Origin of the sequence: Streptomyces natalensis ATCC 27448 (assembly GCF_000935125.1) — a bacterium.
GTDB lineage: Bacteria > Actinomycetota > Actinomycetes > Streptomycetales > Streptomycetaceae > Streptomyces > Streptomyces natalensis.
Map to the genome: position 1 here is coordinate 65,700 of NZ_JRKI01000008.1, position 25,245 is coordinate 90,944.

Annotated in this window: 21 protein-coding genes and 1 other RNA gene; 18 read left to right on the top strand and 4 right to left on the bottom strand. The window is 72.7% G+C overall.

The features are described from left to right. Positions 1-7: 7 nt before the first annotated feature. The 3 genes from SNA_RS05165 (at position 8) to ssrA (ending at position 2,265) form a co-directional block, all read left to right on the top strand. Complete coding sequence (locus tag SNA_RS05165) at positions 8-1,210, top strand: S41 family peptidase (protein WP_044363508.1); 1,203 nt, start codon at positions 8-10, stop codon at positions 1,208-1,210. Between the two features lie 18 nt (positions 1,211-1,228). Next, on the top strand, positions 1,229-1,732 hold the full coding sequence (smpB, locus tag SNA_RS05170) for an SsrA-binding protein SmpB (protein ID WP_030069375.1): 504 nt from the start codon (positions 1,229-1,231) through the stop codon (positions 1,730-1,732). Between the two features lie 163 nt (positions 1,733-1,895). Next, positions 1,896-2,265, top strand: a transfer-messenger RNA (tmRNA) gene (gene ssrA, locus SNA_RS38815). A gap of 234 nt (positions 2,266-2,499) precedes the next feature. On the opposite strand, the gene SNA_RS05175 is transcribed toward ssrA, so the two are convergent. Next, positions 2,500-3,924: an MFS transporter gene (locus SNA_RS05175; protein WP_030069372.1), complete on the bottom strand. Its 1,425-nt coding sequence runs from the start codon at positions 3,922-3,924 to the stop codon at positions 2,500-2,502. A 176-nt stretch (positions 3,925-4,100) separates the two neighbouring features. Here SNA_RS05175 and SNA_RS05180 point away from each other — a divergent pair, with 176 nt between their 5' ends. The 10 genes from SNA_RS05180 (at position 4,101) to SNA_RS05225 (ending at position 16,226) form a co-directional block, all read left to right on the top strand. Continuing rightward, positions 4,101-5,165 carry a LysR family transcriptional regulator gene (locus SNA_RS05180; RefSeq protein WP_078969696.1) on the top strand — a complete coding sequence of 355 codons (1,065 nt, stop codon included), beginning with the start codon at positions 4,101-4,103 and terminating at the stop codon, positions 5,163-5,165. Positions 5,166-5,525: 360 nt separating this feature from the next. After that, a complete protein-coding gene (locus SNA_RS05185) occupies positions 5,526-5,969 on the top strand; it encodes a DUF4232 domain-containing protein (RefSeq protein ID WP_078969717.1) in 444 nt (147 codons plus the stop codon). A gap of 148 nt (positions 5,970-6,117) precedes the next feature. Beyond that, positions 6,118-7,551: a nitrate/nitrite transporter gene (locus SNA_RS05190; RefSeq protein ID WP_030069367.1), complete on the top strand. Its 1,434-nt coding sequence runs from the start codon at positions 6,118-6,120 to the stop codon at positions 7,549-7,551. A 231-nt stretch (positions 7,552-7,782) separates the two neighbouring features. Next, entirely contained in the window at positions 7,783-8,946 is a 1,164-nt protein-coding gene (locus SNA_RS05195; RefSeq protein ID WP_030069365.1) for a uroporphyrinogen-III synthase, read from the top strand. A 178-nt stretch (positions 8,947-9,124) separates the two neighbouring features. Further along, complete coding sequence (locus tag SNA_RS05200; protein WP_044363514.1) at positions 9,125-9,721, top strand: CGNR zinc finger domain-containing protein; 597 nt, start codon at positions 9,125-9,127, stop codon at positions 9,719-9,721. Between the two features lie 165 nt (positions 9,722-9,886). Further along, positions 9,887-10,426 (top strand): sigma-70 family RNA polymerase sigma factor, encoded by a 540-nt coding sequence (locus SNA_RS05205; RefSeq protein WP_030069363.1) that lies wholly within the window; start codon positions 9,887-9,889, stop codon positions 10,424-10,426. Continuing rightward, positions 10,423-11,169 carry an anti-sigma factor family protein gene (locus tag SNA_RS05210; RefSeq protein ID WP_044363516.1) on the top strand — a complete coding sequence of 249 codons (747 nt, stop codon included), beginning with the start codon at positions 10,423-10,425 and terminating at the stop codon, positions 11,167-11,169. Before SNA_RS05205 ends, SNA_RS05210 begins: the two co-directional genes overlap by 4 nt. 197 nt (positions 11,170-11,366) lie before the next feature. Next, complete coding sequence (locus SNA_RS05215; protein ID WP_044363519.1) at positions 11,367-13,718, top strand: HelD family protein; 2,352 nt, start codon at positions 11,367-11,369, stop codon at positions 13,716-13,718. 427 nt (positions 13,719-14,145) lie between these two features. After that, positions 14,146-15,579, top strand: coding sequence for an NAD-dependent malic enzyme (locus tag SNA_RS05220; RefSeq protein ID WP_030069355.1), 1,434 nt, complete (start codon positions 14,146-14,148; stop codon positions 15,577-15,579). Positions 15,580-15,944: 365 nt separating this feature from the next. Continuing rightward, positions 15,945-16,226 carry an HU family DNA-binding protein gene (locus tag SNA_RS05225; protein ID WP_030069353.1) on the top strand — a complete coding sequence of 94 codons (282 nt, stop codon included), beginning with the start codon at positions 15,945-15,947 and terminating at the stop codon, positions 16,224-16,226. Between the two features lie 232 nt (positions 16,227-16,458). Here the strand turns inward: SNA_RS05225 and SNA_RS05230 are convergent, their stop codons facing one another. Together SNA_RS05230 and murA are read right to left on the bottom strand one after the other, a co-directional pair. Beyond that, positions 16,459-17,175, bottom strand: a complete 717-nt coding sequence (locus SNA_RS05230) for an HAD family hydrolase (RefSeq protein ID WP_044363521.1) — start codon at positions 17,173-17,175, stop codon at positions 16,459-16,461. Between the two features lie 308 nt (positions 17,176-17,483). Then, positions 17,484-18,830, bottom strand: coding sequence for a UDP-N-acetylglucosamine 1-carboxyvinyltransferase (gene murA / locus SNA_RS05235; RefSeq protein ID WP_044363522.1), 1,347 nt, complete (start codon positions 18,828-18,830; stop codon positions 17,484-17,486). A 375-nt stretch (positions 18,831-19,205) separates the two neighbouring features. Between murA and SNA_RS05240 the strand changes: the two genes are divergently transcribed. Then, positions 19,206-19,850, top strand: coding sequence for a YqgE/AlgH family protein (locus SNA_RS05240; RefSeq protein ID WP_044363523.1), 645 nt, complete (start codon positions 19,206-19,208; stop codon positions 19,848-19,850). Positions 19,851-20,105: 255 nt separating this feature from the next. Continuing rightward, the gene (locus SNA_RS05245; RefSeq protein WP_030069342.1) at positions 20,106-20,786 is read left to right on the top strand and encodes a hypothetical protein; all 681 of its coding nucleotides are present in this window, start codon (positions 20,106-20,108) and stop codon (positions 20,784-20,786) included. Positions 20,787-20,824: 38 nt separating this feature from the next. Here SNA_RS05245 and SNA_RS05250 read toward each other — a convergent pair whose 3' ends face one another. Beyond that, a complete protein-coding gene (locus SNA_RS05250; protein WP_241779549.1) occupies positions 20,825-21,913 on the bottom strand; it encodes a LysR family transcriptional regulator in 1,089 nt (362 codons plus the stop codon). Positions 21,914-22,046: 133 nt separating this feature from the next. Here SNA_RS05250 and SNA_RS05255 point away from each other — a divergent pair, with 133 nt between their 5' ends. From SNA_RS05255 to SNA_RS05265, 3 genes are all read left to right on the top strand, one after another. After that, entirely contained in the window at positions 22,047-23,228 is a 1,182-nt protein-coding gene (locus SNA_RS05255; RefSeq protein WP_044363524.1) for an MFS transporter, read from the top strand. Then, positions 23,215-23,508, top strand: coding sequence for a DUF3039 domain-containing protein (locus SNA_RS05260; RefSeq protein ID WP_026169910.1), 294 nt, complete (start codon positions 23,215-23,217; stop codon positions 23,506-23,508). Before SNA_RS05255 ends, SNA_RS05260 begins: the two co-directional genes overlap by 14 nt. A 96-nt stretch (positions 23,509-23,604) precedes the next feature. Then, positions 23,605-25,242 carry a beta-N-acetylhexosaminidase gene (locus SNA_RS05265; RefSeq protein ID WP_078969697.1) on the top strand — a complete coding sequence of 546 codons (1,638 nt, stop codon included), beginning with the start codon at positions 23,605-23,607 and terminating at the stop codon, positions 25,240-25,242. Positions 25,243-25,245: the final 3 nt, after the last annotated feature.

Consider the following 25,245-nt stretch of genomic DNA (forward strand, 5'->3'; position numbering starts at 1 on the left):
CACCGCCATGTCGGGCCCGTGTTCCTACGACCGGCCCCGCCGCATTCGCCGCGGGGCGGCCCTGACGTTGATCTTCGCCACCGTCCTCGCCACCGGTGTGGCGACCGGTACTTGGGGCGAACGGGCCGAAGGCGCCGTCGAGGCGTCCGCCCCCCGCCCGGCCGCCGCGGCCGCCCCCAAGGGCGGCACCGCCGACCGCGCGGCCGTCGAACGCGCCGCGGCCCAGGCCATGGCGGACGGCAAATCCGGCTCCCAGGCCGCCGCCGATGTCGTCAGCCGCAGCGGCGACCGCTGGTCGACGATCTACACGCCCGGCGAGTTCAAGGACTTCCAGCAGCAGTTGGACGGCTCGTACGTCGGCGTCGGCCTGTGGGTACGGCAGGCCGGCGGCGGCCGCATCCAGGTGTCGCGGGTGGCGCCCGGCAGTCCCGCCGCACGGGCCGGTATCGCCATCGGCGACCGGCTGCGCGCGATCAACGGCCGCACCACCCGGGGCAGACCGGTCACCCAGATCGTCTCCCGGCTGCGCGGCGACGACCGCCGTCCCGCCGAGGGCGTCGGCACCCCGGTGGAGCTCGCCCTCGCGCACGGCTCCCACCGGTGGACCGTGACCCTGCGCCGCGTCCTGCTGAGGACCCAGAACGTCACCGTCGACCGGCTCGCCGGCCGCCACGGCCCCACCCGCATCAAGGTCGCCGCGTTCACCCAGGGCACCGGCGAAGCCGTCCGCCGGGCGGTGCGCCAGGCCGCCCCGCGCTCGGGCCTGCTGCTCGATCTGCGGGGCAATACCGGCGGCCTGGTCACCGAGTCCGTCGCCGCCGCCTCCGCCTTCCTGGACGGCGGTCTGGTCGCCACCTACGACGTCCGCGGCAGCCAGCGCGCCCTGTATGCCGAGCCGGGCGGCAACACCCGCATCCCCCTCGTCGTCCTCGTCGACGGCGGCACGATGAGCGCCGGCGAACTGCTGGCCGGCGCCCTCCAGGACCGTGGCCGGGCGATCGTCGTCGGTTCCCCGACCTTCGGCAAGGGCTCGGTCCAGATGCCCAGCCGCCTGGCCGACGGCTCGGTCGCCGAGCTCACCGTCGGCCACTACCGCACCCCCGCAGGCCGGGCCGTCGACGGCCGGGGCATCACCCCCGACCTGGTCGCCGGGCGGGGCGCGGAAAAACGGGCCCGCACAGTATTGAGTGGCCTCGGCACCGGCATGTAGTGCGAAAATGGCCTGACTATGGCTAAGCAAAAGGGCAAGGGCAAAGACAAGGACCCCGGGCACAAGCTCGTGGCGCAGCACAAGAAGGCGCGGCACGACTACCACATTCTGGACACCTATGAGTGTGGTCTGGTGCTCACCGGCACCGAGGTGAAGTCGCTGCGGCAGGGCCGCGCCTCGCTGGTCGACGGATTCGTCCAGATCGACCGCAATGAGGCATGGCTGCACAATGTCCACATCCCCGAATACGCCCAGGGGACGTGGACCAACCACAGCGCCCGCCGCAAGCGGAAGCTGCTGCTGCACCGTCTTGAGATCGACAAGCTGGAATCCAAGACGCAGGAGACCGGGCACACCATCGTGCCGCTGGCGCTCTACTTCAAGGGCGGCCGCGCCAAGGTCGAGATCGCCCTGGCGAAGGGCAAGAAGGAATACGACAAGCGGCAGACCCTCCGGGAACAGCAGGACCGTCGCGAGGCGGACCGTGCGATGTCCGCGGCGCGGCGCCGTCAGCGGGCCTGACCGGGCTGGACCCTGCGGCCGGTCCGCCGGCCGCCCGGTGGCGGGGCTGTCGGGGTGCCGGGGAATACGCTGGCGACGTCGTGCGTTGTTCACGTACGATGGCTCAGCACCCCACGGAGGGTGCAGGCGCCCTGGTGTGGGTGCCGCTTTGATAAATCAACATGGGGATGATCGGTTTCGACAGCGGATGTCGAAGCAGGGGAAGCGAGTCGAGGAAGCGGCAATGATCTCGTTAACCATATGTCGCAACCAATAATCGCCAACACCAAGCGCGATTCCTTCGCCCTCGCTGCCTAAGTAGCGACTTGCGAAGTGTCAGCCCGGGGATGTTCCCGACCCGGATCCTGGCATCAGCTAGGGGACTAAACTTCTAGACCCGGTCACGGGGTGTAGAAGGAAATCAAACAGTGACTGGGCCCGTCGGAGACTTGTTCGCGTGATCTCCGGGGCCGAGAAAATCGCAGCGAACTGCACTCGGAGAAGCCCTGATTCCGCACCGTTGGACGCGGGTTCGATTCCCGCCATCTCCACTCATCCCATGTAAGCCGGTGCCCCGCGAGATCCTCGCGGGGCACCGGCTTTTTTGTGCCTCCGCGGCCGTTCCCTGGCTTGTTCCCTGGCTTGTTCCCCGGCAGCCCTGGCCGTGCCTGGGGGCACAGCCGCCCGGGCCGGGGGTCATCCCTGGGTATGAGAACCGTGGGTTGATGTGCCCGGCTTTCGCCGCCATCACACTGAGTCACATGAGCGAGCAACGAGATCACAGCGCCTCATCCGGCATTAGGTGTCTGCCCCGAGGGGCGGGTGGCGAGCAGAGCAAGGGCGAAGGCGAGGGCGGCGGCCGTGGCGGGCACCGCATAGGCGAGACCGAGGTCGAGAGCGAAGAGACCGTCGGGGACGGCGGGATGCCGGGGCGGCGCGGAGGCGGACAGGCGGTCCACGGCGTAACCGCCCGCGGCCGAGCCCGTGGCGATCCCGGCCTGGAGGGCGGTCACGGACAAGGTCATCCCCTCGTTCAGCTGGGCCGCCGGGGTGCGGGACTGGATCAGGCCCATACCGGTGACCATGGTCGGCGCGGTGGCCATCCCCGCCAGGAGCAGGGCGCAGGTCAGCGCCGTCAGGCTGCCCGTCCGGGCGGCGAGCAGGGGGAGCAGCATCAGGGCGGCCATGGTGCCGACGCAGCGGCGGAAGCGGCGGATCTGATGCGCGGGCCCGGTGGTCGGCGGAAGCAGGCCGTAGAGCAGGCCCGCCGCGCAGGAGCCGGCGGCCTGGAGGGCGAGCATTGCGCCGGCGGCGGACCGAGCGCCGTGGTCGTCGGCGTAGGCAAGGGTGACGACCTCCAGGGATCCGAAGATCGCGCCCGTGGAGAGGAAGGTGAGGAGGAGGGGCGGCAGCCCCGGTAGCCGTAGGGGAGTACGGGAGCGGGCCCGCGAGCCGGGGTGTCCGGCGGTGCGGGTGGCGATGGGGGGTTCGGTGCGGCGCTGGGCGGTGAAGAGGAGGACCCCCGTCAGGAAGCAGGCCGCCGCCACCAGGGTGCCGGCTTCCGGGAAGAGGGCGGTGCACAGGAAGGTGGCGAGGACGGGGCCGAGCATGAAGCAGAGTTCGTCCGCGGCCTGTTCGAAGGAGTTGGCGGTGTGGCGGGCGGCCGGGTCGTCACGGAAGAGATGGGCCCAGCGGGCGCGGGACATCCCGCCGGTGTTGGGGGTGGTGGCGGTGGCGGCGTAGGAGGCGAAGAGGGTCCAGGTGGGGGCGTGACAGTGGATGCAGAGGAGGAGGGAGAGCGAGCCGAGGACGGCGAAGACGGTGGCCGGGACGGCGATACGGGCCTGGCCGTGGCGGTCGATCAGCCGGGCGGTCAGCGGGCCGACCAGTGCCGTGGCCGCCAGGCCGGTTGCGGTGACGGCTCCGGCCAGCGCATAGGAGCCGCGGGTCGCGGAGATCATCAGAACCGCGCTGACGCTGAGCATGCCCATGGGGAGGCGGGCCAGCAGATTGGCGGTGGTGAAGGCGCGGGTGCCGGGGACGGAGAAGAGCCGGCGATAGGGGGCGAGGAGACGAACGCCCGGCGGACGGATGCGGCGCGCGGGACGTACCGGCCGGACGCGCCGGGTGGACGGGACCGGGGCGGCCGGGACCGGGGTGGCCGGGCGTACCGGGGGTGCGGTGACGGGGCGGGAGGCGAGGAAGAGGATCATGCCTCTACGGTCGCCGGGCGGGACGAGGAGCGTCCAACACCTGGGGAAAGGGCATTAACGCACCTGCGTTGTGAGTGGGTGCGGTGGGGGTCATGGGCGCGGTGGAAGCCAAGCTGTGCGCTCCGCGCCGTGTGCTCCGTGTCGTGAGGGGTGGGTGCCGTGGGGAGGATGGCGCGATGGCGTATGACATAGAGCCTCGGCTGCTGCGGGTGTTTGTTGCCGTGGCCGAGGAGATGCACTTCACGCGGGCCGCTGCCCGGCTGTATCTCGCCCAGCAGGCGTTGAGCCGTGATGTGCGGCGTCTGGAGCGGGAGTTGGGTGCCGATCTGTTCGTGCGGACCACCCGGCAGGTGGCGCTGACGGTGGAGGGGGAGCGGCTGCTTCCCTACGCACGAGGGGTGTTGAGCGCGCAGGACGAGCTGGCCGCCGCCTTCCGGCGGGACGCCGAACGGCCGCTGCTGGTGGATGTCGGGGCGCCGGTCGGGACCGCGTACCGGGTGCTGGAGGAGGCGCGGGCGCGGGTGCCGGAGAGCTGTGAGCTGGTTGCCCGCTTCCACAGTGGGCTGACCGGGGCGGCGGGGGAGCTGGCGGCCGGGCGGCTGGATGTGTCGTTCGGACGGTTCGCGGGGCTGCCGCCGGGCGTACGGGCCGGGCTCGGGCATCAGCCCGTACGGCTGGAGCCGATGGCGGTGCTCCTTCCCGAGGGTCATCCGCTGGCCGCACGGTCCGCCGTACCGCTGGCGGAGCTGGCCGGCGAGACGCTCTACGCGGGCGCCGGCAACGCACAGACCGCCGAGTGGACGGATCTGGCGGCGCGGCTCTTCGGCGGGCGGGGCATTGCGATGGCGGAGCCGTTCCCCGAGATCGAGGGGTCGGAGGAATTTGTGCGAGTGGTACGGAAACGGGGGTGGTCGGTGCTGGCGAGCGTGGAGTTCATCGAGGTGCCGGGGATGGTGTTGCGGCCGGTCGTTGATCCGGTTCCGCTGTCGCCCGTATCGATGGTGTGGCGAAAGGGGCTGCGCCATCCCGGACTGGAGGCGCTGCGGGCGGCGGCGCGGGAACTCGGTGAGGGGGGAGCGTGGTTGGCGGTGCCGGGAGGCGACCGGCTGTCGGCGGACGACCCGCTGCCCGGGGAGGGCGTCCTTTCGGAGGGGCGGTGGTGGCTGCCGGAGGAGGATGCCGCGGTGATGGGGGTGGGGGTGCGTAGGGCTGGGGGCCGATGGGGGCCCGACGCATCCTGATTCAGACGGATTCGGCCTGATTTGGCCGCCGATCCGGCCGAATCTTCGACCAGTTGGGTGGTCGGATTCCCGCCCGCACACCGTCACCACCTCGCCGTCGCCCCGCCACCACCTCGCCGTCGTGCAGCCATAACCTCACCGTCGTCCCGTAATCGCCCCGGGTTCGTCGGCCGGTCTCTCGGGACACGGTGGGCACAGGCAACCCCGGGAGCGTGAAACCCTTCCTTCATTGCAGGGAATCGTGTCCAGACTGAATCAGGGGGAGTTGTGCGGCGACGCTCACTTCTCGCGGCGACCACGGCCGCGCTCGCTTTGACCGTCACCCTCGGGTTGGGTGTGGTCGGCTGTGGTTCCGCCCGGATGGCGGCCCTGCACGCCAACTGCACGACGAAGAACCTGCGCTGGAAGCTGACCGTGCTGAAGAAGCTGCCGCGCAGCACGCATCGTGAGGCCCGGCTGTCCGTGGTGAACAGGGGGGCGCGGCCCTGCGTCTTCCACGGCTTCCCGGCCTTCGCCGTGCATGTCGGCAAGGGCCCGGAATCCGACGGGAAGGGCCAGGGTCCGGCCCTGCCGATCGACCTGCGGCGTGGCGGCACGGTGATGACCAGCCTGCGTTACCGGGACTCGTACCAGGGGCGGCCGTCCGCGCTGTGCCAGGTCAGCAATGTGGAGGCGGTCGTTGCCGCGCCGCGCGACACCTTCGATCGGGCCATACCGGTCCGGGACGAGAAGGGTAAGCGCTCGCGGATGGACGTCTGTGGCACGACGATCTGGATGAGCCCGCCGAAGCAGGTGGCCGAATAGGCCCCTGTCGGCCGGGCCCGCCCTCCCTCACCATCGCTCGCCCCGCCCCGTGAGTGCAAGGTTTCGCCGGTGTCACCGGGCGGCATCGGGCGGAAACCCGCCGTCCCTAGCTTCGAGGTGAAGGTGTCACGGAGCGTTGGGAGACGGGATGACGGGCGACGGCGTCACGAGTACGAGGGGCGGGGAGCAGCCCGACGGCGGGGCCGGCGGAAGCCGGGTGCGGCGCGGGCGGCGATGGATCGACCGGTGGGATCCGGAGGACGAGGAATTCTGGGCGCAGACCGGGGAGCGGGTGGCGCGGCGGAATCTGGCCGCCTCCGTTTTCTCCGAGCACATCGGCTTCTCCATTTGGAGCCTGTGGTCGGTGATGGTGCTGTTCATGGGGCCGGAATACGGGGTGGATCCGGCCAAGAAGTTCTTTCTGGTGGCGATGCCGACCGTGGTGGGTGGTGTGCTGCGGGTTCCGTACACCTTTGCGGTGGCGCGGTTCGGGGGCCGTAACTGGACGGTGTTCAGCGCGCTGCTGCTGCTGGTTCCGACGACCGCGGCGGCGATCGTGATGACGCCGGGGACCTCGTACGGCACCTTCCTGGTGGTGGCGGCGCTTGCGGGGGTCGGCGGGGGGAATTTCGCCTCGTCGATGACGAATATCAACTCCTTCTATCCGTTGCGGAAGAAGGGGTGGGCGCTGGGGCTGAATGCCGGCGGCGGAAATATCGGGGTCCCGGTGATCCAGCTGCTGGGCCTGCTGGTGATCAGTACGGCGGGCGCCGCGCAGCCGCGGATCGTGCTGGCCGTGTACATCCCGCTGATCGTGGCGGCGGCGGTGCTGGCGGCGCTGTCCATGGACAACCTGGGGCCGGTGACCAACGACACCGGCGCGGCCGTGGATGCCGCAAAGCAGCCGCACACCTGGGTGATGTCGCTGCTGTACATCGGCACTTTCGGATCGTTCATCGGCTACAGCTTCGCCTTCGGTCTCGTCCTGCAGATTCAGTTCGCGCGGACGCCTCTTCAGGCGGCATCGCTGACCTTCATCGGGCCGCTGCTGGGATCGTTGATCCGGCCGGTCGGCGGGCGGCTGGCGGACCGGTTCGGCGGCGCACGGATCACGCTCGGCAATTTCGTCGCCATGGGCGCGGCCACCGGCGTGGTGATTTATGCCTCCGCGATGCGGTCGCTGCCGGTATTCCTCATCGGATTCATCGCGCTGTTCGTGCTTACGGGAATCGGTAACGGGTCGACGTACAAAATGATTCCGGGCATTTTCCAGGCGCAGGCGGTACGGCACGGTCTTGTGGGGGAGGAGGCCGCGGCGTACGGACGGCGGCTGTCGGGGGCCGCGATGGGCCTGATCGGGGCGGTGGGAGCACTCGGCGGACTGGGCATCAACCTCGCCTTTCGCCAGGCGTTCGCGGCGACCGGATCCGGTACGCCCGCCTTCGTGGCGTTCCTGGTCTGTTACGCGGTGTGCGGCGCGGTGACGTGGGCCGTATACCTGCGGCCGGTGGCACGGGCACGCGCCGCTACGGAGGCGGAGACGGCGGAGGGGGCCCGTCGGCCGGTGTACGCCGAGGTCTGAGACGTCCGACCGGTCACCGGGGACACACCGGACCCACGGGTCACGGGTGTCCCCGGGTGAGCCGCGCGGGACGCACGTAACAGACGGGAAATACTGAGGGATCAGGTCTGTCATGTGGCGTTGGCACGCTTGTCGCCTTGGCACCCGTGCCGCCCGGGCCGCGGCGGCAGGCACAGCGGGAGTATGAGCACGACGCAGCACACCTTTGTGGGCGGTGCGGGACGGACGACCATGGACGATCGGCAGCAGGCGCAGGAGGACCGGGCCGTGCGGGCGCTGGACGGATTCACCGTCGGGGTGACCGCGGCCCGGCGGGCGGAGGAACTGGGCGCGTTGCTGGAGCGGCGCGGCGCGCAGGTCATGCACGCGCCCGCGCTGCGGATCGTCCCGCTGCCGGACGACACCGAACTGCTCGCCACGACGAAGGACCTGATCGCCCACGCGCCCGATGTGGTCGTCGCCACCACCGCCATCGGCTTTCGCGGCTGGATCGAGGCCGCCGAGGGCTGGGGTCTGGGCGAGGCCCTGCTGGCGCGGCTGGCCGGGGTGGAACTGCTGGCGCGCGGCCCGAAGGTACGCGGTGCCATCCGGGCCGCCGGACTCAACGAGAAGTGGTCACCGGCCTCCGAGTCGATGGCCGAGGTGCTCGACCGGCTGCTGGAGGAGGGCGTCTCGGGCCGCCGGGTCGCCATCCAGCTGCACGGGGAGCTGCTGCCGGGCTTCGTCGAGGCGCTGCGGGCCGATGGCGCCGAAGTCGTCGGCGTACCCGTCTACCGCTGGATGCCGCCGGAGGACATCGGCCCGGTCGACCGTCTCCTGGACGCCGTCATCGCGCGCGGCGTGGACGCGGTGACCTTCACCAGCGCGCCGGCCGCCGCCTCGCTGCTGCGCCGCGCCGAGGAGCGTGGCATCCAGGAGGAGGTGCTGGTGGCGCTGCGGCAGGAGGTGCTGGCGGTGTGCGTGGGGCCGGTCACCGCGCTGCCGCTCCAGGGCCGGGACGTCCCCACGTTCCAGCCCGAGCGGTTCCGGCTGGGGCCGCTGGTGCAGCTGCTGTGCCGGGAACTGCCGGGACGGGTACGGCCGTTGCCGGTCGCCGGGCACCGTATCGAGATCCGCGGCCACGCCGCCGTGGTCAACGGGGAACTGCGCCCGGTGCCGCCCGCCGGGATGGCGCTGCTGCGCGCGCTGGCCCGCCGCCCCGGCTGGGTGGTCTCCCGCGCGGATCTGCTGCGGGCGCTGCCCGGATCGGGCCGCGACGAGCATGCGGTGGAGACGGCGATGGCCCGGCTGCGGGTGGCGCTGGGCGCGCCCAAGCTGATCCAGACGGTCGTCAAGCGGGGGTACCGGCTGTCGCTCGATCCGCACGGGGAGTCGGACAAGTACGGCGGGGAGTAGGGGCCGCCGGGTGGCTCGCGGGCGAGCCCGAACCGCCCGTGCCGCCCGGGACGCCGCGCCCGTTCGGTGGCCGGTAGCGCCGTCCGCAGGGTTCCGGCCGTCGCGCCTGCCGGGCACTCTGGGGGCACACGCGGTGTTCCGCGTCCGGTCCGCGTTGTCTCTAGGGAGTGACAGGCACATGGCGGCGCCTTACGACCTGCGGTTCGACTGCGGGCGGATCTGCCTGGACCTGCTGGCCACGGCCGGTGCGCCGGCCGAACGGCTCACCGGTCCCGAGCCGCTGACGGCCTGGCTGACCGGCGCGGGAGTGCTGCCCGGCGGCGCCCCGCCGGACGGCGTCGACGGCCAGTGGGTCGCCCGTTTCCGGGAGTTGCGCGCACTGCTGCGCCGGGTCGTATGCGACGAGCTGCGCGGCGGGGCGGCGGACGCCGATCTGGCGCTGCTCAACGCCGCGGCCGCGGCCGCCGCGCCGCCCGCCGTCCATGCGGTGCGCGCCGCGGACGGCACCCTGGTGCGCACCTTCCTGGCGCCGCCGGACTGCGCGCAGCTGCTGGCCGCGGTGGCCCGGGATGCCGTCGGGCTGCTGACCGACGCCACGGCGCGCGGGCAGCTGCGGGAGTGCGCGGGGGAGGGCTGCTCGCTGGTCTATCTGGACGCCTCCCGCGGCCGGCGCCGCCGTTGGTGTTCGAGCGAGGTGTGCGGCAACCGGGAACGGGTGGCGCGCCACCGCCGCCGTACGGGCGCGCAGGGCGCCGCCCACGGCACCCGCCCCTGACCCCCGCCGGGCCCCGGCCATGCCCCCCGCACATTTTTTCCCGCCCTTTTCTCCCCGCCCCTGAGTAATCCCGCCCCTCTCGCCCGTATCCCTCCCCACAAGGCCGATTCATGGCATGGTCCCGGGCGCTTTCCGGTGATCCGCGCTATCGACCGGGGAGTTGGAGTGCGCAAGGATGCCGCCGTGGCAGACCGGACGACACCTGACGAGGAGCTCATGCGAGCCCTCTACGACGAGCATGCGGGTCCGCTTCTTGCCTTCGTCCTGCGGCTGGTGGCGGGCGACCGGCACCGCGCGGAGGACGTGGTGCAGGAGACGCTGGTGCGCGCCTGGCGCAACGCCGGGCAGTTGCAGCGCGCGACCGGCTCCATCCGGCCCTGGCTGGTGACCGTCGCCCGGCGGATCGTCATCGACGGTCACCGCAGCCGCCGGGCCCGTCCCCAGGAGGTCGATGCGACGCCGCTGGAGACCATGCCCGCGGCCGATGTGATCGACCGGGCGCTGCGCATGATGACGCTGTCCGAGGCGCTGGGCGATCTGAGCCCGGCCCACCGGGAGGCGCTTGTCGAGACGTACTTCAAGGAGCGTACGGTCAGCGAGGCGGCGGAGGTACTGCGCGTACCGGCGGGGACCGTGCGGTCCCGGGTCTTCTACGCGCTGCGCTCCCTGAAGCTGTCGCTTGAGGAACGAGGAGTGACGGAGTGACCCCGCCCACGCAGCCGGACCGGCACACCGACGTCGGCGCCTATGCGCTGGGCGTCCTGGACGCGGCCGACGCGGACCGGTTCGAGCGGCATCTGGCCGGCTGCGACCGGTGCGCGGCCGAACTCGAGGAGCTGATGGGGCTGTCCCCGCTGCTGGCCGAGTTCCGGCAGACCGCGCCCACGCCCGAGACGGTCACCGCCCGGCCGGGGCCCGGCGTCCTGAACGGGCTGCTCGACGAGGTGGCGGCCACCCGGCGCGGGCGGGCGCGGAGCCGGCTGTATCTCGTCGCGGCGGCCGCCGTACTGATCGTCGGGGGCCCGCTCGCCACCGCCGCGCTCACCGGCGGGGGACAGCAGGGCGCGCCTGCTCCGGCGCCGCTCGCCAGTGCCGTCCGCGCCCAGTACGCGGCGGGCGAGCAGGCCACCGCCGTCGATCCCGTCACCAAGGTCTCGGCCGGCGTCTCCCTGGCCGCCAAACCGTGGGGCACCCAGGTCGTCCTCCGGCTCGCCGGCGTCAAAGGGCCGCTGACCTGCGATCTTGTCGCCGTCGGCAAGGACGGTCGCCGTCAGACCGTCACCACCTGGGCGGTGCCCGAGGGCGGCTACGGCATCAAGGGCGCCACCGGCAAGTGGAACAGCGAACCGCTGTTCGCCACCGGCGGGGCGGCCTTCGACCGCGGCGACATCGACCACTTCGAGATCCGCACGCTCGACGGCAGGAAGCTGGCCGGTGTGAACGTCTGAGGAGGTCGGGCGCGGTCCCGGAAGCGTCGCAGGTGGTCCCCGGGCGGTCGCAGGGCGTCACCGGACTTCTGCCGACGTTAAGGTCTAGGTCAACATCCGACCGGACACGCCCGATTTTGTCCGTATGGCCAGGTGCGTACGGTGCCCCCTTCGCGTACGGTTGACGGCTGCCCTACGCACAGCAGAAGGGGGCCTGGGTGGCCGCGCAGAACGCCACGCACGCACCGGACCACGCACCGGACGCCGTCCGCGCCGCCGATTCGGTGCGCGACCGTGAGATCGCCGCCGAGCAGACGCATCTTGATTCCGTCTACCGGCGCCTCGAGGAGAAGATCCACGAGGCGGAGTTCCTGATGGACGACGCCGCCAAGCGCGGCCAGGTCGGCACGCCCGGCGCGCTCGCCGAACGCGACGCCCAGGTCTTCCAGGCCGGCGTCCATCTCCACCGCCTCAACTCCGAGTACGAGGACTTCCTCTTCGGCCGGATCGACATGCTCCTCGGCAAGGACGGCAAGAAGGGCCCGGACGGCGCCTACACCTCCGTCGAGCCCGCCGAGGGCACCATCGTCGACAACCGCGCCGCCATCGCCGAGACCCTGCACATCGGCCGGCTCGGCGTCCTGGACGCCGACTACGCGCCGCTGGTCATCGACTGGCGGGCGCCGGCCGCCGCGCCCTTCTACCGCGCCACCCCCGTCGCCCCCGGCCGGGTCGTCCGCCGCCGCGTCATCCGCTCCAAGGGCCGCAAGGTCCTGGGCGTCGAGGACGATCTGATGCGCCCGGAGGTCACCGCCACCCTGGACGGCGAGGAACTGCCGGCGGTCGGCGACGGCGCGCTGATGGCCGCGCTGGGCCGCGCCCGCAGTCACACCATGCGGGACATCGTCGCCTCCATCCAGGCCGAGCAGGACATGGTCATCCGGGCCCCCGCCGCCTCCGTCACCGAGGTCGAGGGCGGCCCCGGCACCGGCAAGACCGCGGTCGCCCTGCACCGCGCCGCCTACCTCCTCTACCAGGACCGGCGGCGCTACGCGGGCGGCATCCTGATCGTCTCCCCGACCCCGCTGCTGGTCGCCTACACCGAAGGCGTGCTGCCCTCGCTCGGCGAGGAGGGCCAGGTCGCCATCCGCGCGCTGGGCTCCCTGGTGGACGGCGCCGAGGCCACCGCCTACGACCCCCCGGCCGTCTCCCGCGTCAAGGGCTCCGCGCGCATGCAGAAGCTGCTGCGCAAGGCGGCCCGCGGGGCGCTGGAGCTGGGCACGGCCCCGGACCGGCTGCGCGTCGTCGCCTTCGGCGGCCGCCTCGAACTCGACGCGGACGCCCTGCACGGCATCCGCCAGTCGGCCCTCGGCGGCACCGCCCCGGTCAACCTGCTGCGCCCGCGCGCCCGTCGGCTGATCCTCGACGCCCTGTGGACGCAGTCCGGCGCCGCCCGCCGCTACACGGACCCCGAGTTGGCCGCCGAGGTCCGCCAGGGCTTCGACGAAGACATCGCCACCGAGCCGGAGTTCCAGGAGTTCCTCGACGCCTGGTGGCCCGAGCTCGCTCCGCGCACCGTGCTGGCCGCGATGGCCGACGAGCGGCTGCTGTCCCGCTGGGCCCGCCGCGTCCTCAACCCGCGCGAGGTGCGCCGGCTGGCCCGCTCCCTCCAGCGGCTGGACGACCGGGGCAACGGCCCGCTGTCGGTGCACGACGTGGCGCTGCTGGACGAACTCCAGCTGATCCTCGGCGCCCCGATGCGCCCGGTGCGCCCGCGCGAGGCCGATCCGCTGGACCAGCTGACCGGTCTGGAGGAGCTGACGACCTTCGCGGACCGCTCCTCCTCCGGCCGCGGCCGCCGCGAGCGCCTGGAGGAGGAGCGCACCGATTACGCCCATGTCATCGTCGACGAGGCACAGGACCTGACGCCGATGCAGTGGCGGATGGTGGGCCGCCGCGGCCGGCACGCCACCTGGACGGTGGTCGGCGATCCGGCGCAGTCCTCCTGGTCCGACCCGGACGAGGCCGCGCTCGCCCGCGACGAGGCGCTGGGCACCCGCCCGCGCCGCCGCTTCACCCTCACCGTCAACTACCGCAATCCGTCGGAGATCGCCGAACTGGCGGCCAAGGTGCTGGCGCTGGCGATGCCGGGGATGCGGTCGCCGGACGCGGTCCGCTCGACGGGCCTGACGCCCCGCTTCGCGGTGACCGCCGCGGACCGCGCGGCCGACGGGGAGCTGGCGCGGGCCACGGCCGCCGAGGCCGCCCGGCTGCTGGGCGAGGTGGACGGCACGGTCGGCGTCGTGGTGGCCATGAACCGCCGGGAGCAGGCCCGCCGCTGGCTGGCCGGGCTGGGGGACCGGGTGGTCGCCCTGGGCTCGCTGGAGGCCAAGGGGCTGGAGTACGACGCGACCCTGGTGGTCTCGCCTGCCGAGATCGCCGACGAGTCCCCGGCCGGGCTGCGGGTGCTCTATGTCGCCCTCACCCGTGCCACGCAGCAGCTGACGGTGCTCTCCACCGGGCGTGACGAACCGGATGCGGCGGGGGTGCCGGACCTGCTGCGCGACTGACCGGCCCACCCCGGACCCGTCCGTCCCAGGGGTCTGTCCGAGGGGTCTTTCCCCCGGTCGCCCGCGACGGGATCCGCTTCCGGGGAGGGTTTGTTAGCCTGGGTGAGGCACCGGCCCGATCCAAGCCCCCGGGCCCAACCATCGTCGCTGCGAGCGACCACTTGCCGCGAGGCGAGCATGGCGGGTCGGTGTCATCAAGCAGTCTGCGGGCGTCCCTCCTCCGGGAGGGGCGCCCGCGGTCGTTCGCGGGAGGGGGTTCCGCTCACGGGATCATCTCTCGTATGGTGGAAGAGTCTTTCCGAATTTTGTGGCTGGTTACCGTGTACCGGCTGGTAGGTGGGACGATCGGACAACGCGCTCCGGACGCGGACACCCCGGGTCACGGAGCCGCAGAGCGAGAAACAAGGGAAAGCAGAGGAAGTCGGCCATGGCAACGGCGCCTAGCGTCTCGTATTCGATGACGGTGCGACTGGAAGTTCCCGCGAGCGGCACCGCCGTCAGCCAGCTCACCACGGCCGTGGAGTCCTCCGGCGGGTCGGTCACCGGCCTCGATGTGACCGCATCCGGCCACGAAAAACTCCGGATCGACGTCACCATCGCCGCCACGTCCACCGCGCACGCCGACGAGATCGTCGGCAAGCTGCGCGAGATCGACGGCGTCTCGCTGGGCAAGGTCTCCGACCGTACGTTCCTGATGCACCTCGGCGGCAAGATCGAGATGACGTCGAAGCACCCCATCCGCAGCCGTGACGACCTGTCGATGATCTACACCCCCGGCGTGGCCCGGGTCTGCCAGGCGATCGCCGACAACCCCGAGGACGCCCGCCGCCTGACGATCAAGCGCAACAGCGTCGCGGTCGTCACCGACGGCTCCGCCGTCCTGGGCCTGGGCAACATCGGCCCCAAGGCCGCGCTGCCCGTCATGGAGGGCAAGGCGGCCCTCTTCAAGCGCTTCGCCGGCATCGACGCCTGGCCGCTGTGCCTGGACACCCAGGACACCGACGCGATCGTCGAGATCGTCAAGGCCATCGCCCCCGGCTTCGCCGGCATCAACCTCGAGGACATCTCCGCGCCCCGCTGCTTCGAGATCGAGGCCCGGCTGCGCGAGGCCCTGGACATCCCCGTCTTCCACGACGACCAGCACGGCACCGCCATCGTCGTCCTGGCCGCGCTCACCAACGCGCTGCGCGTCGTCGGCAAGAAGATCGAGGACGTACGGGTCGTGATGTCCGGCGCCGGCGCCGCGGGCACCGCCATCCTCAAGCTGCTGATCGCCGCCGGCGTCCAGCACGCCGTCGTCGCCGACATCCACGGTGTGGTCCACGCCGGCCGCGCGGACCTGGTCGACGCCGACCCGGATTCGCCGCTGCGCTGGATCGCCGACAACACCAACCCCGAGGGCGTCACGGGCACCCTCAAGGAGGCCGTCGTCGGCGCGGACGTCTTCATCGGCGTCTCGGCCCCCGACGTCCTCGACGGCGACGACGTGGCGAAGATGGCCGAGGGCGCGATCGTGTTCGCACTCGCCAACCCCGACCCGGAGGTCGACCCGGCCCTCGCCCGGCAGACCGCCGCCGTCGTGGCCACCGGCCGCTCCGACTTCCCCAACCAGATCAACAACGTGCTGGTCTTCCCCGGTGTCTTCCGCGGCCTGCTCGACGCGCAGTCCCGCACGGTCAACACCGACATGATGCTGGCCGCGGCCGGCGCGCTCGCCGATGTCGTCCTGGACGACGAGCTGAACGCGAACTACATCATCCCCAGCGTCTTCAACGACAAGGTCGCGGGCGCGGTGGCCGGTGCGGTGCGGGACGCGGCGCGGGCCGCCGCCCCCGATGTGACGGCCGACACGGCCCTGTGAGCGCCGGGCCGGTGTGACAGCCGCCACGGGCCCCATAGCACGGCGCGTCGCGGGTCACGCCCCCCGTAAGGCCCCCATAGGCTGGCGGTCAGCAAACGACCGCCGCCCTGTGGGGCCGGCCCGGAGCGGCGTGCTACGGAACGTCACCACGGTGTACCCGTGGGGCTTTCGCGTGACTCTCCAGGGTTCCGGATTGGCTTTAGTCCCGCAGGTAGGGGCAGGATGCGTCATCGGGCGCGAGGGTCTGGCAGCAGACCCGGGTCCGGGGACTGTCCGAGGGCCCTGGCAGCATCGGCTTCGCTGTGCCCGATAGCGGCTCCGCCGCGTGGCACGCCCATTGGCAAGAAGAACACGGGAGTACAAACATGAACCGCAGTGAGCTGGTGGCCGCTCTGGCCGATCGCGCCGAGGTGACCCGCAAGGACGCCGACGCCGTTCTGGCCGCCCTCGCCGAGGTGACCGGCGAGATCGTCGCCAAGGGCGACGAGAAGGTCACCATCCCCGGCTTCCTCACCTTTGAGCGCACCCACCGTGCCGCTCGCACCGCTCGCAACCCGCAGACCGGCGACCCGATCCAGATCCCGGCCGGTTACAGCGTCAAGGTCTCCGCGGGCTCCAAGCTCAAGGAAGCCGCGAAGGGCAAGTAGGCCCCTCAGCACGGCCTGAAGCCGACAAGGGCGGTCATCCCCCTGGGGTGGCCGCCCTTTCGGCTGCGTAATCGTTGTCATGGGCGCGCAGAGAGGGACGGCCGACAGGAGCGCCCGGCAGGCGGACAGGCGCGTTTGACGGGCCGACGGGTGGCGCCTGACGGGGCGACGGGCGGGCGCGTGACGGGCGGCGGGCCGTCAGGCCGGGGCGGCGGCGCGCTCGGTGGCGGTTCTACGGCCCCTGCGGCCCCTTCTGCGGCGTCGGCTCAGGCGACCTGGGCAAAGGGAAGTCCGCCAGGTCAACGTCCTCCAGAGAGGCGACCACGGCCGTCCGGGGGCCGGGCGCGATACCCGGCACGGTCGGTACGGCCAGCAGCCGGCAGCCCGCGGCCAGCGCGGCGGCCGCGCCGGTGGGCGTGTCCTCGACGGCGAGACAGTCCGCCGGATCGACGCCGAGGCGGGCGGCCGCGGCCAGATACGGGTCCGGGTGCGGTTTGCCGCGCGGCGCCTCGCCCGACGTCACCGACAGCGCGAAACGGTGCGCGCCCAGGGTGCGCAGCACCAGGTCGGCCACATGCCGCTCGGAGGCGGTGACCAGCGCGGCCGGTATCCCCAGAGCCCGCGCCCGGTCCAGCAGCCGCAGCGCGCCCGGCTGGACGGTGACCCCGGCCGCGACCCGGGCGGTGAAGTCCCGGTCCAGCCGCTCGGCGATCCGACCGGCCGCCAGGCCGATCCCGTGCTCGCGCACCAGCCGCTGTGCGGCATCGTCCACCGGCGCCCCGGCGAACTCCGCCAGCACCTCGTCCGTCACCGCCCGCCCCTGCTCCCGCAGCAACCCGGCCACCGTCGCCAGCCACTGGTGCTCGGTGTCGACGAGGGTCCCGTCCATGTCGCACAGCAGCGCGGCGGGCAGCGCGGGAACGGGGGAGGGGGCGGCGGAAGGGGGCATGGCGGGCTCGCAGTCCGGAGGGGGCGGGGGCGTGTCAGCGGGCACGGGGCGGGCGCGTCCCACGGGGGAGGCCGCACCGGCGAGTTGACGGCGCGTCAGTGTACGGGTCGGCCTTCAGCCGACGGGGCCGGGTGCCGGCGGCTGCCGCGTCGCACGTGCAACTCCCGGTGCGACACCGCGCGCCACCGAACGCACGGCGCGCGCCGAGGAGTTGCCGGTGCCGACGGCGGAACGGCCCCCTGAACGCCGCGAGGGCGGCCACCCGGTCCCGGGGGCCGCCCTCACGCTGCGCGGGCAGGGGCGCGGGCTCAGTGCCGCGGCGCCCCGTTGGGCAGCTCGACATGGCCGCCCAGCTCGACGAGCTTCTCCATGAAGTTCTCGTAGCCGCGGTTGATCAGGTCGATGCCGTGGACGCGGGACGTGCCCTGGGCCGCCAGCGCCGCGATCAGGTACGAGAAGCCGCCGCGCAGGTCGGGGATGACCAGGTCGGAGCCCTGGAGCTTGGTCGGGCCGCTGACGACCGCGGAGTGCAGGAAGTTGCGCTGGCCGAAGCGGCACGCGGAGCCGCCCAGGCATTCGCGGTAGAGCTGGATGTGCGCGCCCATCTGGTTGAGCGCCTCGGTGAAGCCCAGCCGGGACTCGTAGACCGTCTCGTGGACGATGGACAGGCCCGACGCCTGGGTCAGGGCGACGACCAGCGGCTGCTGCCAGTCGGTCTGGAAACCGGGGTGGACGTCGGTCTCCAGGGCGATGGCGTTGAGCGAGCCACCCGGGTGCCAGAAGCGGATGCCCTCGTCGTCGATCTCGAAGGCGCCGCCGACCCTGCGGAAGGTGTTCAGGAACGTCATCATGGAGCGCTGCTGCGCGCCGCGGACGTAGATGTTGCCCTCGGTGGCCAGTGCCGCGCTCGCCCAGGAGGCGGCCTCCAGGCGGTCCGGGAGGGCCCGGTGGGTGTAGCCGTTGAGCTTGTCGACACCGGTGATCCGGATCGTCCGGTCGGTGTCCATGGAGATGATCGCGCCCATCTTCTGGAGCACGCAGATCAGGTCCTCGATCTCCGGCTCCACGGCGGCGTTCGACAGCTCGGTGACACCCTCGGCCAGGACGGCCGTCAGCAGCACCTGCTCGGTCGAGCCGACCGACGGGTACGGCAGCCGGATCTTGGTGCCGCGCAGCCGCTGCGGGGCCTCCAGGTACTGCCCGTCGGCACGCTTTTCGATCTTCGCGCCGAACTGGCGCAGCACATCGAAGTGGAAGTCCACCGGACGGCCGCCGATGTCGCAGCCGCCCAGGCCCGGGATGAAGGCGTGGCCGAGGCGGTGCAGCAGCGGGCCGCAGAACAGGATCGGGATCCGCGAGGAACCGGCGTGTGCGTCGATGTCGGCGACATTGGCGCTCTCCACCCGCGACGGGTCCATGACCAGCTCGCCGGGCTCGTCACCGGGGCGGACCGTGACGCCGTGCAGCTGGAGCAGCCCGCGGACCACGCGTACGTCGCGGATGTCGGGCACATTGCGCAGCCGGCTCGGGCCGCTGCCCAGGAGGGCGGCGACCATGGCCTTCGGTACGAGGTTCTTCGCACCGCGGACCCGGATCTCGCCCTCGAGCGGGGTGCCGCCGTGGACAAGCAGTACGTCGTCAGTAGAGACGGTCATGGATCTCGCGTTCCTGGAGACGGGCAGGGGCCAAGCTGAAATGGTAAGGGCGTCGGAAGGGCGCTCCGTAGGGTTGTGCAGGCTTCCGTCATGTAATGGCTTTGTCACAGCACCCTCCGCTACGAGGCGCCTTTGATCTGTAATCGCCGTTTGCCGGGGAATATGCCGAATGTCGGGAATCGGCCGTGTGCTTTTCGTCTCGAAGGTCTCTCCTGCCCGACCTGCTCTCGTCCCATTCCCGCCCTCCTTTCTTGTCGCGTTCTTGGCTCGTTCTGGTCCCGTGCGCCGGTGCTGCCGCCGTACGCCCTGCCCTGCTCTTGCACGGTTCGGACCGTTGACTCCCCCCTCCGGCCCGAAGTGCGGGATCATGTGGCCATGACCGAGGTGTCCTCGCTCACAGGGCGGCTGCTCGTTGCCACACCCGCGCTCGCCGACCCCAACTTCGACCGCGCGGTGGTGCTGCTCCTCGACCACGACGAGGAGGGCTCCCTCGGCGTGGTCCTCAACCGCCCCACGCCGGTCGGCGTGGCCGACATCCTGGCGCCCTGGGCCGCGCTCGCCGGTGAGCCGGGGGTCGTCTTCCAGGGCGGGCCGGTGTCGCTGGACTCGGCGCTCGGGGTCGCGGTGGTGCCCGGGGGCGGCGGCGAGGGCGTCGTGCTGTCCGGGCCGGGCGCCGAAGCAGCGGCCGAGGGCGCGGCGGATTCGGACCAGGCGTCGCCCGGCGACGAGCCGCTGGGCTGGCGGCGGGTGCACGGCGCGATCGGCCTGGTCGATCTGGAGGCCCCGCCGGAGCTGCTCGCGGCGGTGCTCGGCAGCCTGCGGATCTTCGCCGGGTATGCGGGGTGGGGCCCCGGCCAGCTGGAGGACGAGCTGGTCGAGGGCGCCTGGTACGTCGTCGAGTCCGAACCGGGCGATGTCTCCTCACCCGATCCGGAGCAGCTGTGGCGCGCGGTGCTGCGGCGCCAGCGCAATGAACTGGCGATGGTCGCCACCTATCCGGACGATCCCTCGCTGAACTGACCCGGGCGGCCCCGGCCTGGGCGGGCCGGACGGACCGACGGACCCCGGCGGACCGGCCCGGCGGGCGGCCCGGACATGCCCAGCCGGTGCCCGCCCCTCCCGCTCATACCGCGCTGACCTGCGGATTCCTTTCCCGGCCGCGTTGTTACGGGTTCGTCATGGGGAATTGTCAGACCCCGTCGCTATGGTTCGGAAATGCAGGGGACGATGCGCGGGCGCGAGGCGCCGCCGCGCGGAGAAGAACGGGGGAGTGCCATGCACAGGCCGAGCGTGCCCGAGGATCTGGATCATCCGCGGCGGGTGTGGGCGCGCGCCGCGACGCTGGCGGTGGTCGCCGCGGCCATGGACGACTGGGACGACTTCTCCTGGGGACCGCAAGGGCTGGAGTGCTGGAACGGCGGCGGCTCCTACTGGTGGCGGCTGAAGCTGTACGACGACGGCCGTGCGCTGCTGTGCGGCCAGGACTCCGACGGCAGCTACACGCACGACGGAAACCGGCAGATCGACTTCCTGGCCGGCGGCCCCGAGTGGCTGCCCTGGGACCGGATGCGCGACGACGCCCAGGGCAATCTCTTCGGCTTCGTCTACTGGTGGCAGGACGGCGCCTGGGCCCGCGCGCCCTATCCGGAGTCGATGGGCGACGACGGTCTGGCCATGGCCCTGAGCTGGGCGGGCAGGGGTGAGGACGCGGTCGACCGGATCGTCGAGGACCTGGTGGCGGTCACCGAGACGGAGGTCGATCCCGCGGCGGCGGTGCGCGCGTTCATAGCGGCCGCCGAGGCCCGTACGGTCGGCGAGGCCGGTGTCACCGCGCTGCTGGGCGCGGTCTGCGACCGGGATTCGTGGTACGAGGTCCGCCCGGAGGCCGCGCTGGCGTTCGCGGTGAAGCTCGGCCTGACGGCCGAGGACCGCGGCGGGGTGCCGGTGGCGTCGTAGAGCCTGTGGCGCCTTAAGGGCCTGTCCGACGGGCCGACCTAAGGTCTGTCCGATGGGTCATGGCCGGGGCCGCGGCGGAGCGACGACCGGGGTACGGGCGGGCGCGGGGCGGGTGGCCGCCGGGCGAGGGCGTAGAGGCGTTCGGCCAGCGGGTGTGCGTCACGGGCGGGCAGCGCCAGACGGACGGGCACCGGCGGCGCGTTCTTCAGCCGCAGATAGCGGATCCCGGGGTGGGTGTGCCGCTGGGCCACCGGCTCCGGGGCCACTCCGACGCCGTGCCCCGCGGCCACCGCTTCCAGCCACTCGTCGAAGTTCCCGGCGGTGCAGGCCAGGCGGGGGCGGCGGCCGTCGGGCCACAGCTCGGGGCGGGTGGTGCCGGTGACGGTGTTGACCACCAGCGGTAGATCGGCCAGCTCGGCCCAGTCCAGCACCCGGCGGTGCGCCACGGCGCGTACGGCGGCCGCCTCCGGTGCCCGCAAGGCCGTACGCGACAGGGCGGCGACCCGCGGCTCCTGGAGGAGGAGCGTGCTGCGCAGCCCGGCGTCGGGCGGGATCTCGCCGCGCAGCACCGCGGCATCCGCCTCCCCGGTCTCCAGTCCGGCGAGCGGGGCATCCCGGCGCACCAGCCGCACGCCCGCGCCGGTCGCGGCCTCGAAGTCCGCGGTGAGCGCGGTGCACACGGCGGGCAGCAGCGAGGTGAAGCCCAGCCGCAGCACGGCCGGTCCGGTGGACGAGCGCAGCGCACCGGCCAGCCGGGGGAGCAGCGGGGCGAGGTCCGCGTAGAGGCGGCGGCCCGCGTCGGTGAGCTCCACGCGCCGGGTCGTCCGGTCGAGCAGGCGGGCGCCGAGGGTGCACTCCAGCGCGCGGACGGTCCGGGTCAGCGCGGGCTGTCCGGTCCGCAGCCGATCGGCGGCGTGGGTGAAGCTGCGCTCCTCGGCGACGGCGAGAAAGCCGCGCAGATGGCGCAGCTCGATGCCCCCGAGACCGTCCCAGGCGTCCGGAGCGCCGGAGTCGGTCACGTCGCCGTGCATGCCGCCCTGGCCGCCGACCTGGCCGCTGTCCCGGCCGCTGCTCCAGCTCTCGTCCGCGGCGCTGCCCATGCCCCCGCCCTCGCTCCCGTGATTCATGCCGCCCCAGCATAAATGCGCCCCGCCGGGCATTTCCCCGGCCATCCGGAGACTGCCTACGTTTCCCGGGTTCGGTTCACCCCGGGGCCGCGGCAGCCGCCACCGCCCCGGACGATCACGGGAGTTGACTGCGGTGCGCAAGGTGTGGCTGCTGACGCTGGGGGCCTTCGCCCTCGGCCTGGACGCGTATGTGATGGCCGGGCTGCTGCCGGCCATCGCCCATGACATCGGCACCCGGGTCTCGCTGGCGGGCCAGCTGGTCACGGCCTTCACCCTGGCCTACGCCCTCGCGGCCCCGCTGGTCGCCGGGCTGCTCTCCGGCGTACGGACCCGCGCGCTGCTCCTGGCCGCCCTGGCGGTCTTCACCCTCGGCAACGCCGTCACCGCCCTCGCCCCCTCACTGCCGGCGCTGCTGGCCGCCCGGGTGATCGCGGGCGCCGGGGCCGGGGTCTATTCGGCGCTGTCCACGGCGGCCGCTGCGGCGCTGGCCCCGGAAGGGCGGCGCGGCCGGGCGCTGGCCCTGGTGATGGGCGGGATGAGCGCGGGCACCGTTCTGGGCGTGCCGATCGGGGTGCTGCTGGCCGAGCACACCGGCTGGCGCACCACGCTGTGGCTGGTGACGGGCCTGGGCGCGGCCGCACTCGCCGGGCTCGCCACCCTGCTGCCGCCCGTTCCCGCCGCCCCCGCGGTGCCGCTGCGCACCCGGCTGGCGGCCGTCACGGACCGCGCCATTGCCCCCGTCGTCGCCGTCTCCTTCCTGGCCGCGGTCGCCAGCCTCGGGCTGTACACCTACCTCGCGCCGGTGCTGGCCGCCGCGGGCGGCGTCAGCGAGGTGACGCCGTATCTCTGGGCCTGGGGCCTGGGCGGCGTGCTGGGCAGCGTGCTGGCCGGGCCGCTGGTGGACCGTACGGGGCGGGTCCGGGCGCTGGTGGGCGCGGTCCTCGCGGTGATCGTCGCGGCCCAGGCGCTGCTGCCCGCGCTGGCCGGTGCCGCGCTGCCCGCTGCGGCGGCCGCACTGGTCGCCTGGGGCGCGGCGGGCTGGGCGCTCCAGGTGCCCCAGCAGCACCGGCTGCTGGAGCACAGCGCGCAGCGCGGCACCGTCGCCCTCGCCCTGAACAACTCCGCGCTCTATCTGGGCAGCGCCGTCGGCTCCGCGCTGGGCGGCCTGGCGCTCGCCGCGGACCTCGCCCCGTACGCGCTGCCGTGGGCGGCTGCCGGGGTGGCGGCCCTGGGACTCGTCCTCCATACGGCGACAGGCCGACGCTCCCGGCTCGCGGCGGGCGTGAGTACCCTTGGCAGTTATGAGCACTCTTGAGCCCGAGCGCGGGGCAGGTACGGGGACCCTCGTAGAGCCGACACCGCAGGTGTCGCACGGCGACGGCGACCACGAGCGCTTCGCCCACTACGTCCAGAAGGACAAGATCATGGCGAGCGCGCTCGACGGCACGCCCGTCGTCGCGCTGTGCGGCAAGGTCTGGGTACCGGGGCGCGACCCCAAGAAGTACCCGGTCTGCCCGATGTGCAAGGAGATCTTCGAGTCCATGGGCGCCGGCGGCGACAAGGACAAGGGCGGCAAGGACGGCGGCAAGAAGTAGCCGCCGCCCGCTCCCGCGGTGCGGTGAGACGGCTCCGGTGCGCGGATCGGCGCATACCGGAGCCGTCCGCGTACCCGCCGTGGCAGGTTCGGTGCCATGACCCACACGGCACATACGGATCTGATCCCGCGCCCGCGGCTCCTGAGCCCGGTGCCGCCCGGCCGGGGCCTCTTCCCTCTCGACCGCGACACGCTGCTCGACGCGCGGCCCGGCACCGAGGGCGTGGCCCACTGGATGCGGTCCACGATCGGCGCGGCCACCGGCCTGCCGCTCGCGCCGGGCGACAACGCCGACCACCGCATCGTGCTCGCCGTCGACCCGGCGCTGCCGCCCGAGGGCTATCGCCTCGTCGTGGACGGCTCCGCGATCCGCCTGGACGGCGGCAGCGCGGCCGGGGTCTTCTGGGGCGCGCAGACCTTCCGCCAGCTGCTCGGTCCCGAGGCATTCCGCAGGGCGCCGGTCGTACAGCGGGACGAGTGGCACCTGCCGATGGCCGTCATCGAGGACGAGCCCCGCTTCGCCTGGCGCGGCATGATGCTCGACGTCGCCCGGCACTTCCTGCCCAAGGACGGCGTCCTGCGCTACCTCGACCTGCTCGCCGCCCACAAGCTCAACGTCCTGCATCTGCACCTGACCGACGACCAGGGCTGGCGCATCGAGATCCGGCGCCACCCCGAGCTGACCGCGACCGGCGCCTGGCGCGAGCGCACCAGACTCGGCCACCGCGCCTCCCCCCTCTGGGACGCCCGCCCCCACGGCGGCTTCTACACCCAGGACGACATCCGCGAGATCGTCGCCTACGCCGCCGCCCGGCATATCACCGTCGTCCCCGAGATCGACATTCCCGGGCACTCGCAGGCCGCCATCGCGGCATACCCCGAACTCGGCAACACCGACGTCATCGACACCACCTCCGTGAAGGTCTGGGACACCTGGGGCATCAGTCCCAACGTACTGGCCCCCACTGACAACGCCCTGCGCTTCTACGAGCAGGTGCTGGAGGAGGTCCTCGGCCTCTTCCCCTCGCGCTTCGTCCACATCGGCGGCGACGAATGCCCCAAGGACCAGTGGCGCGCCTCGCCCGCCGCCCAGGCCCGTATCGCCGCACTGGGCCTGGCCGACGAGGACGCGCTGCACGGCTGGTTCATCCGGCACTTCGACCGCTGGCTCGCCGAGCGCGGCAGACGGCTGATCGGCTGGGACGAGATCCTCGAAGGCGGCCTCGCCGAGGGTGCCGCGGTCTCCTCCTGGCGCGGCTACGCGGGCGGGATCGCCGCCGCCCGCGCCGGCCACGACGTCGTCATGTGCCCCGAGCAGCACGTCTATCTGGACCACCGTCAGCACGCCGCCCCGGACGAACCGGTCCCGATCGGTTTCGTACGGACCCTGGAGGACGTCTACCGCTTCGAGCCCGTCCCGCCGGAGCTCACCGAGGAGCAGGCCGCGCACGTCCTGGGCACCCAGGCCAACGTCTGGACCGAGGTCATGGACAGTCAGCAGCGCCTCGACTACCAGGTCTTTCCCCGGCTCGCGGCGTTCGCCGAGGTCGCCTGGAGCCGGCTGCCCGCGCCCGCCGACCGCGACGCCGCGGACTTCGACCGCCGGATGAGCGCCCATTACGCCCGCCTGGACGCCCTCGGCGTCGACTACCGCCCGCCCGGCGGCCCGCACCCCTGGCAGCGCCGCCCCGGGGTGCTCGGACGCCCGCTCGACGGGGCGCCCCCAAACGTGTGAGCC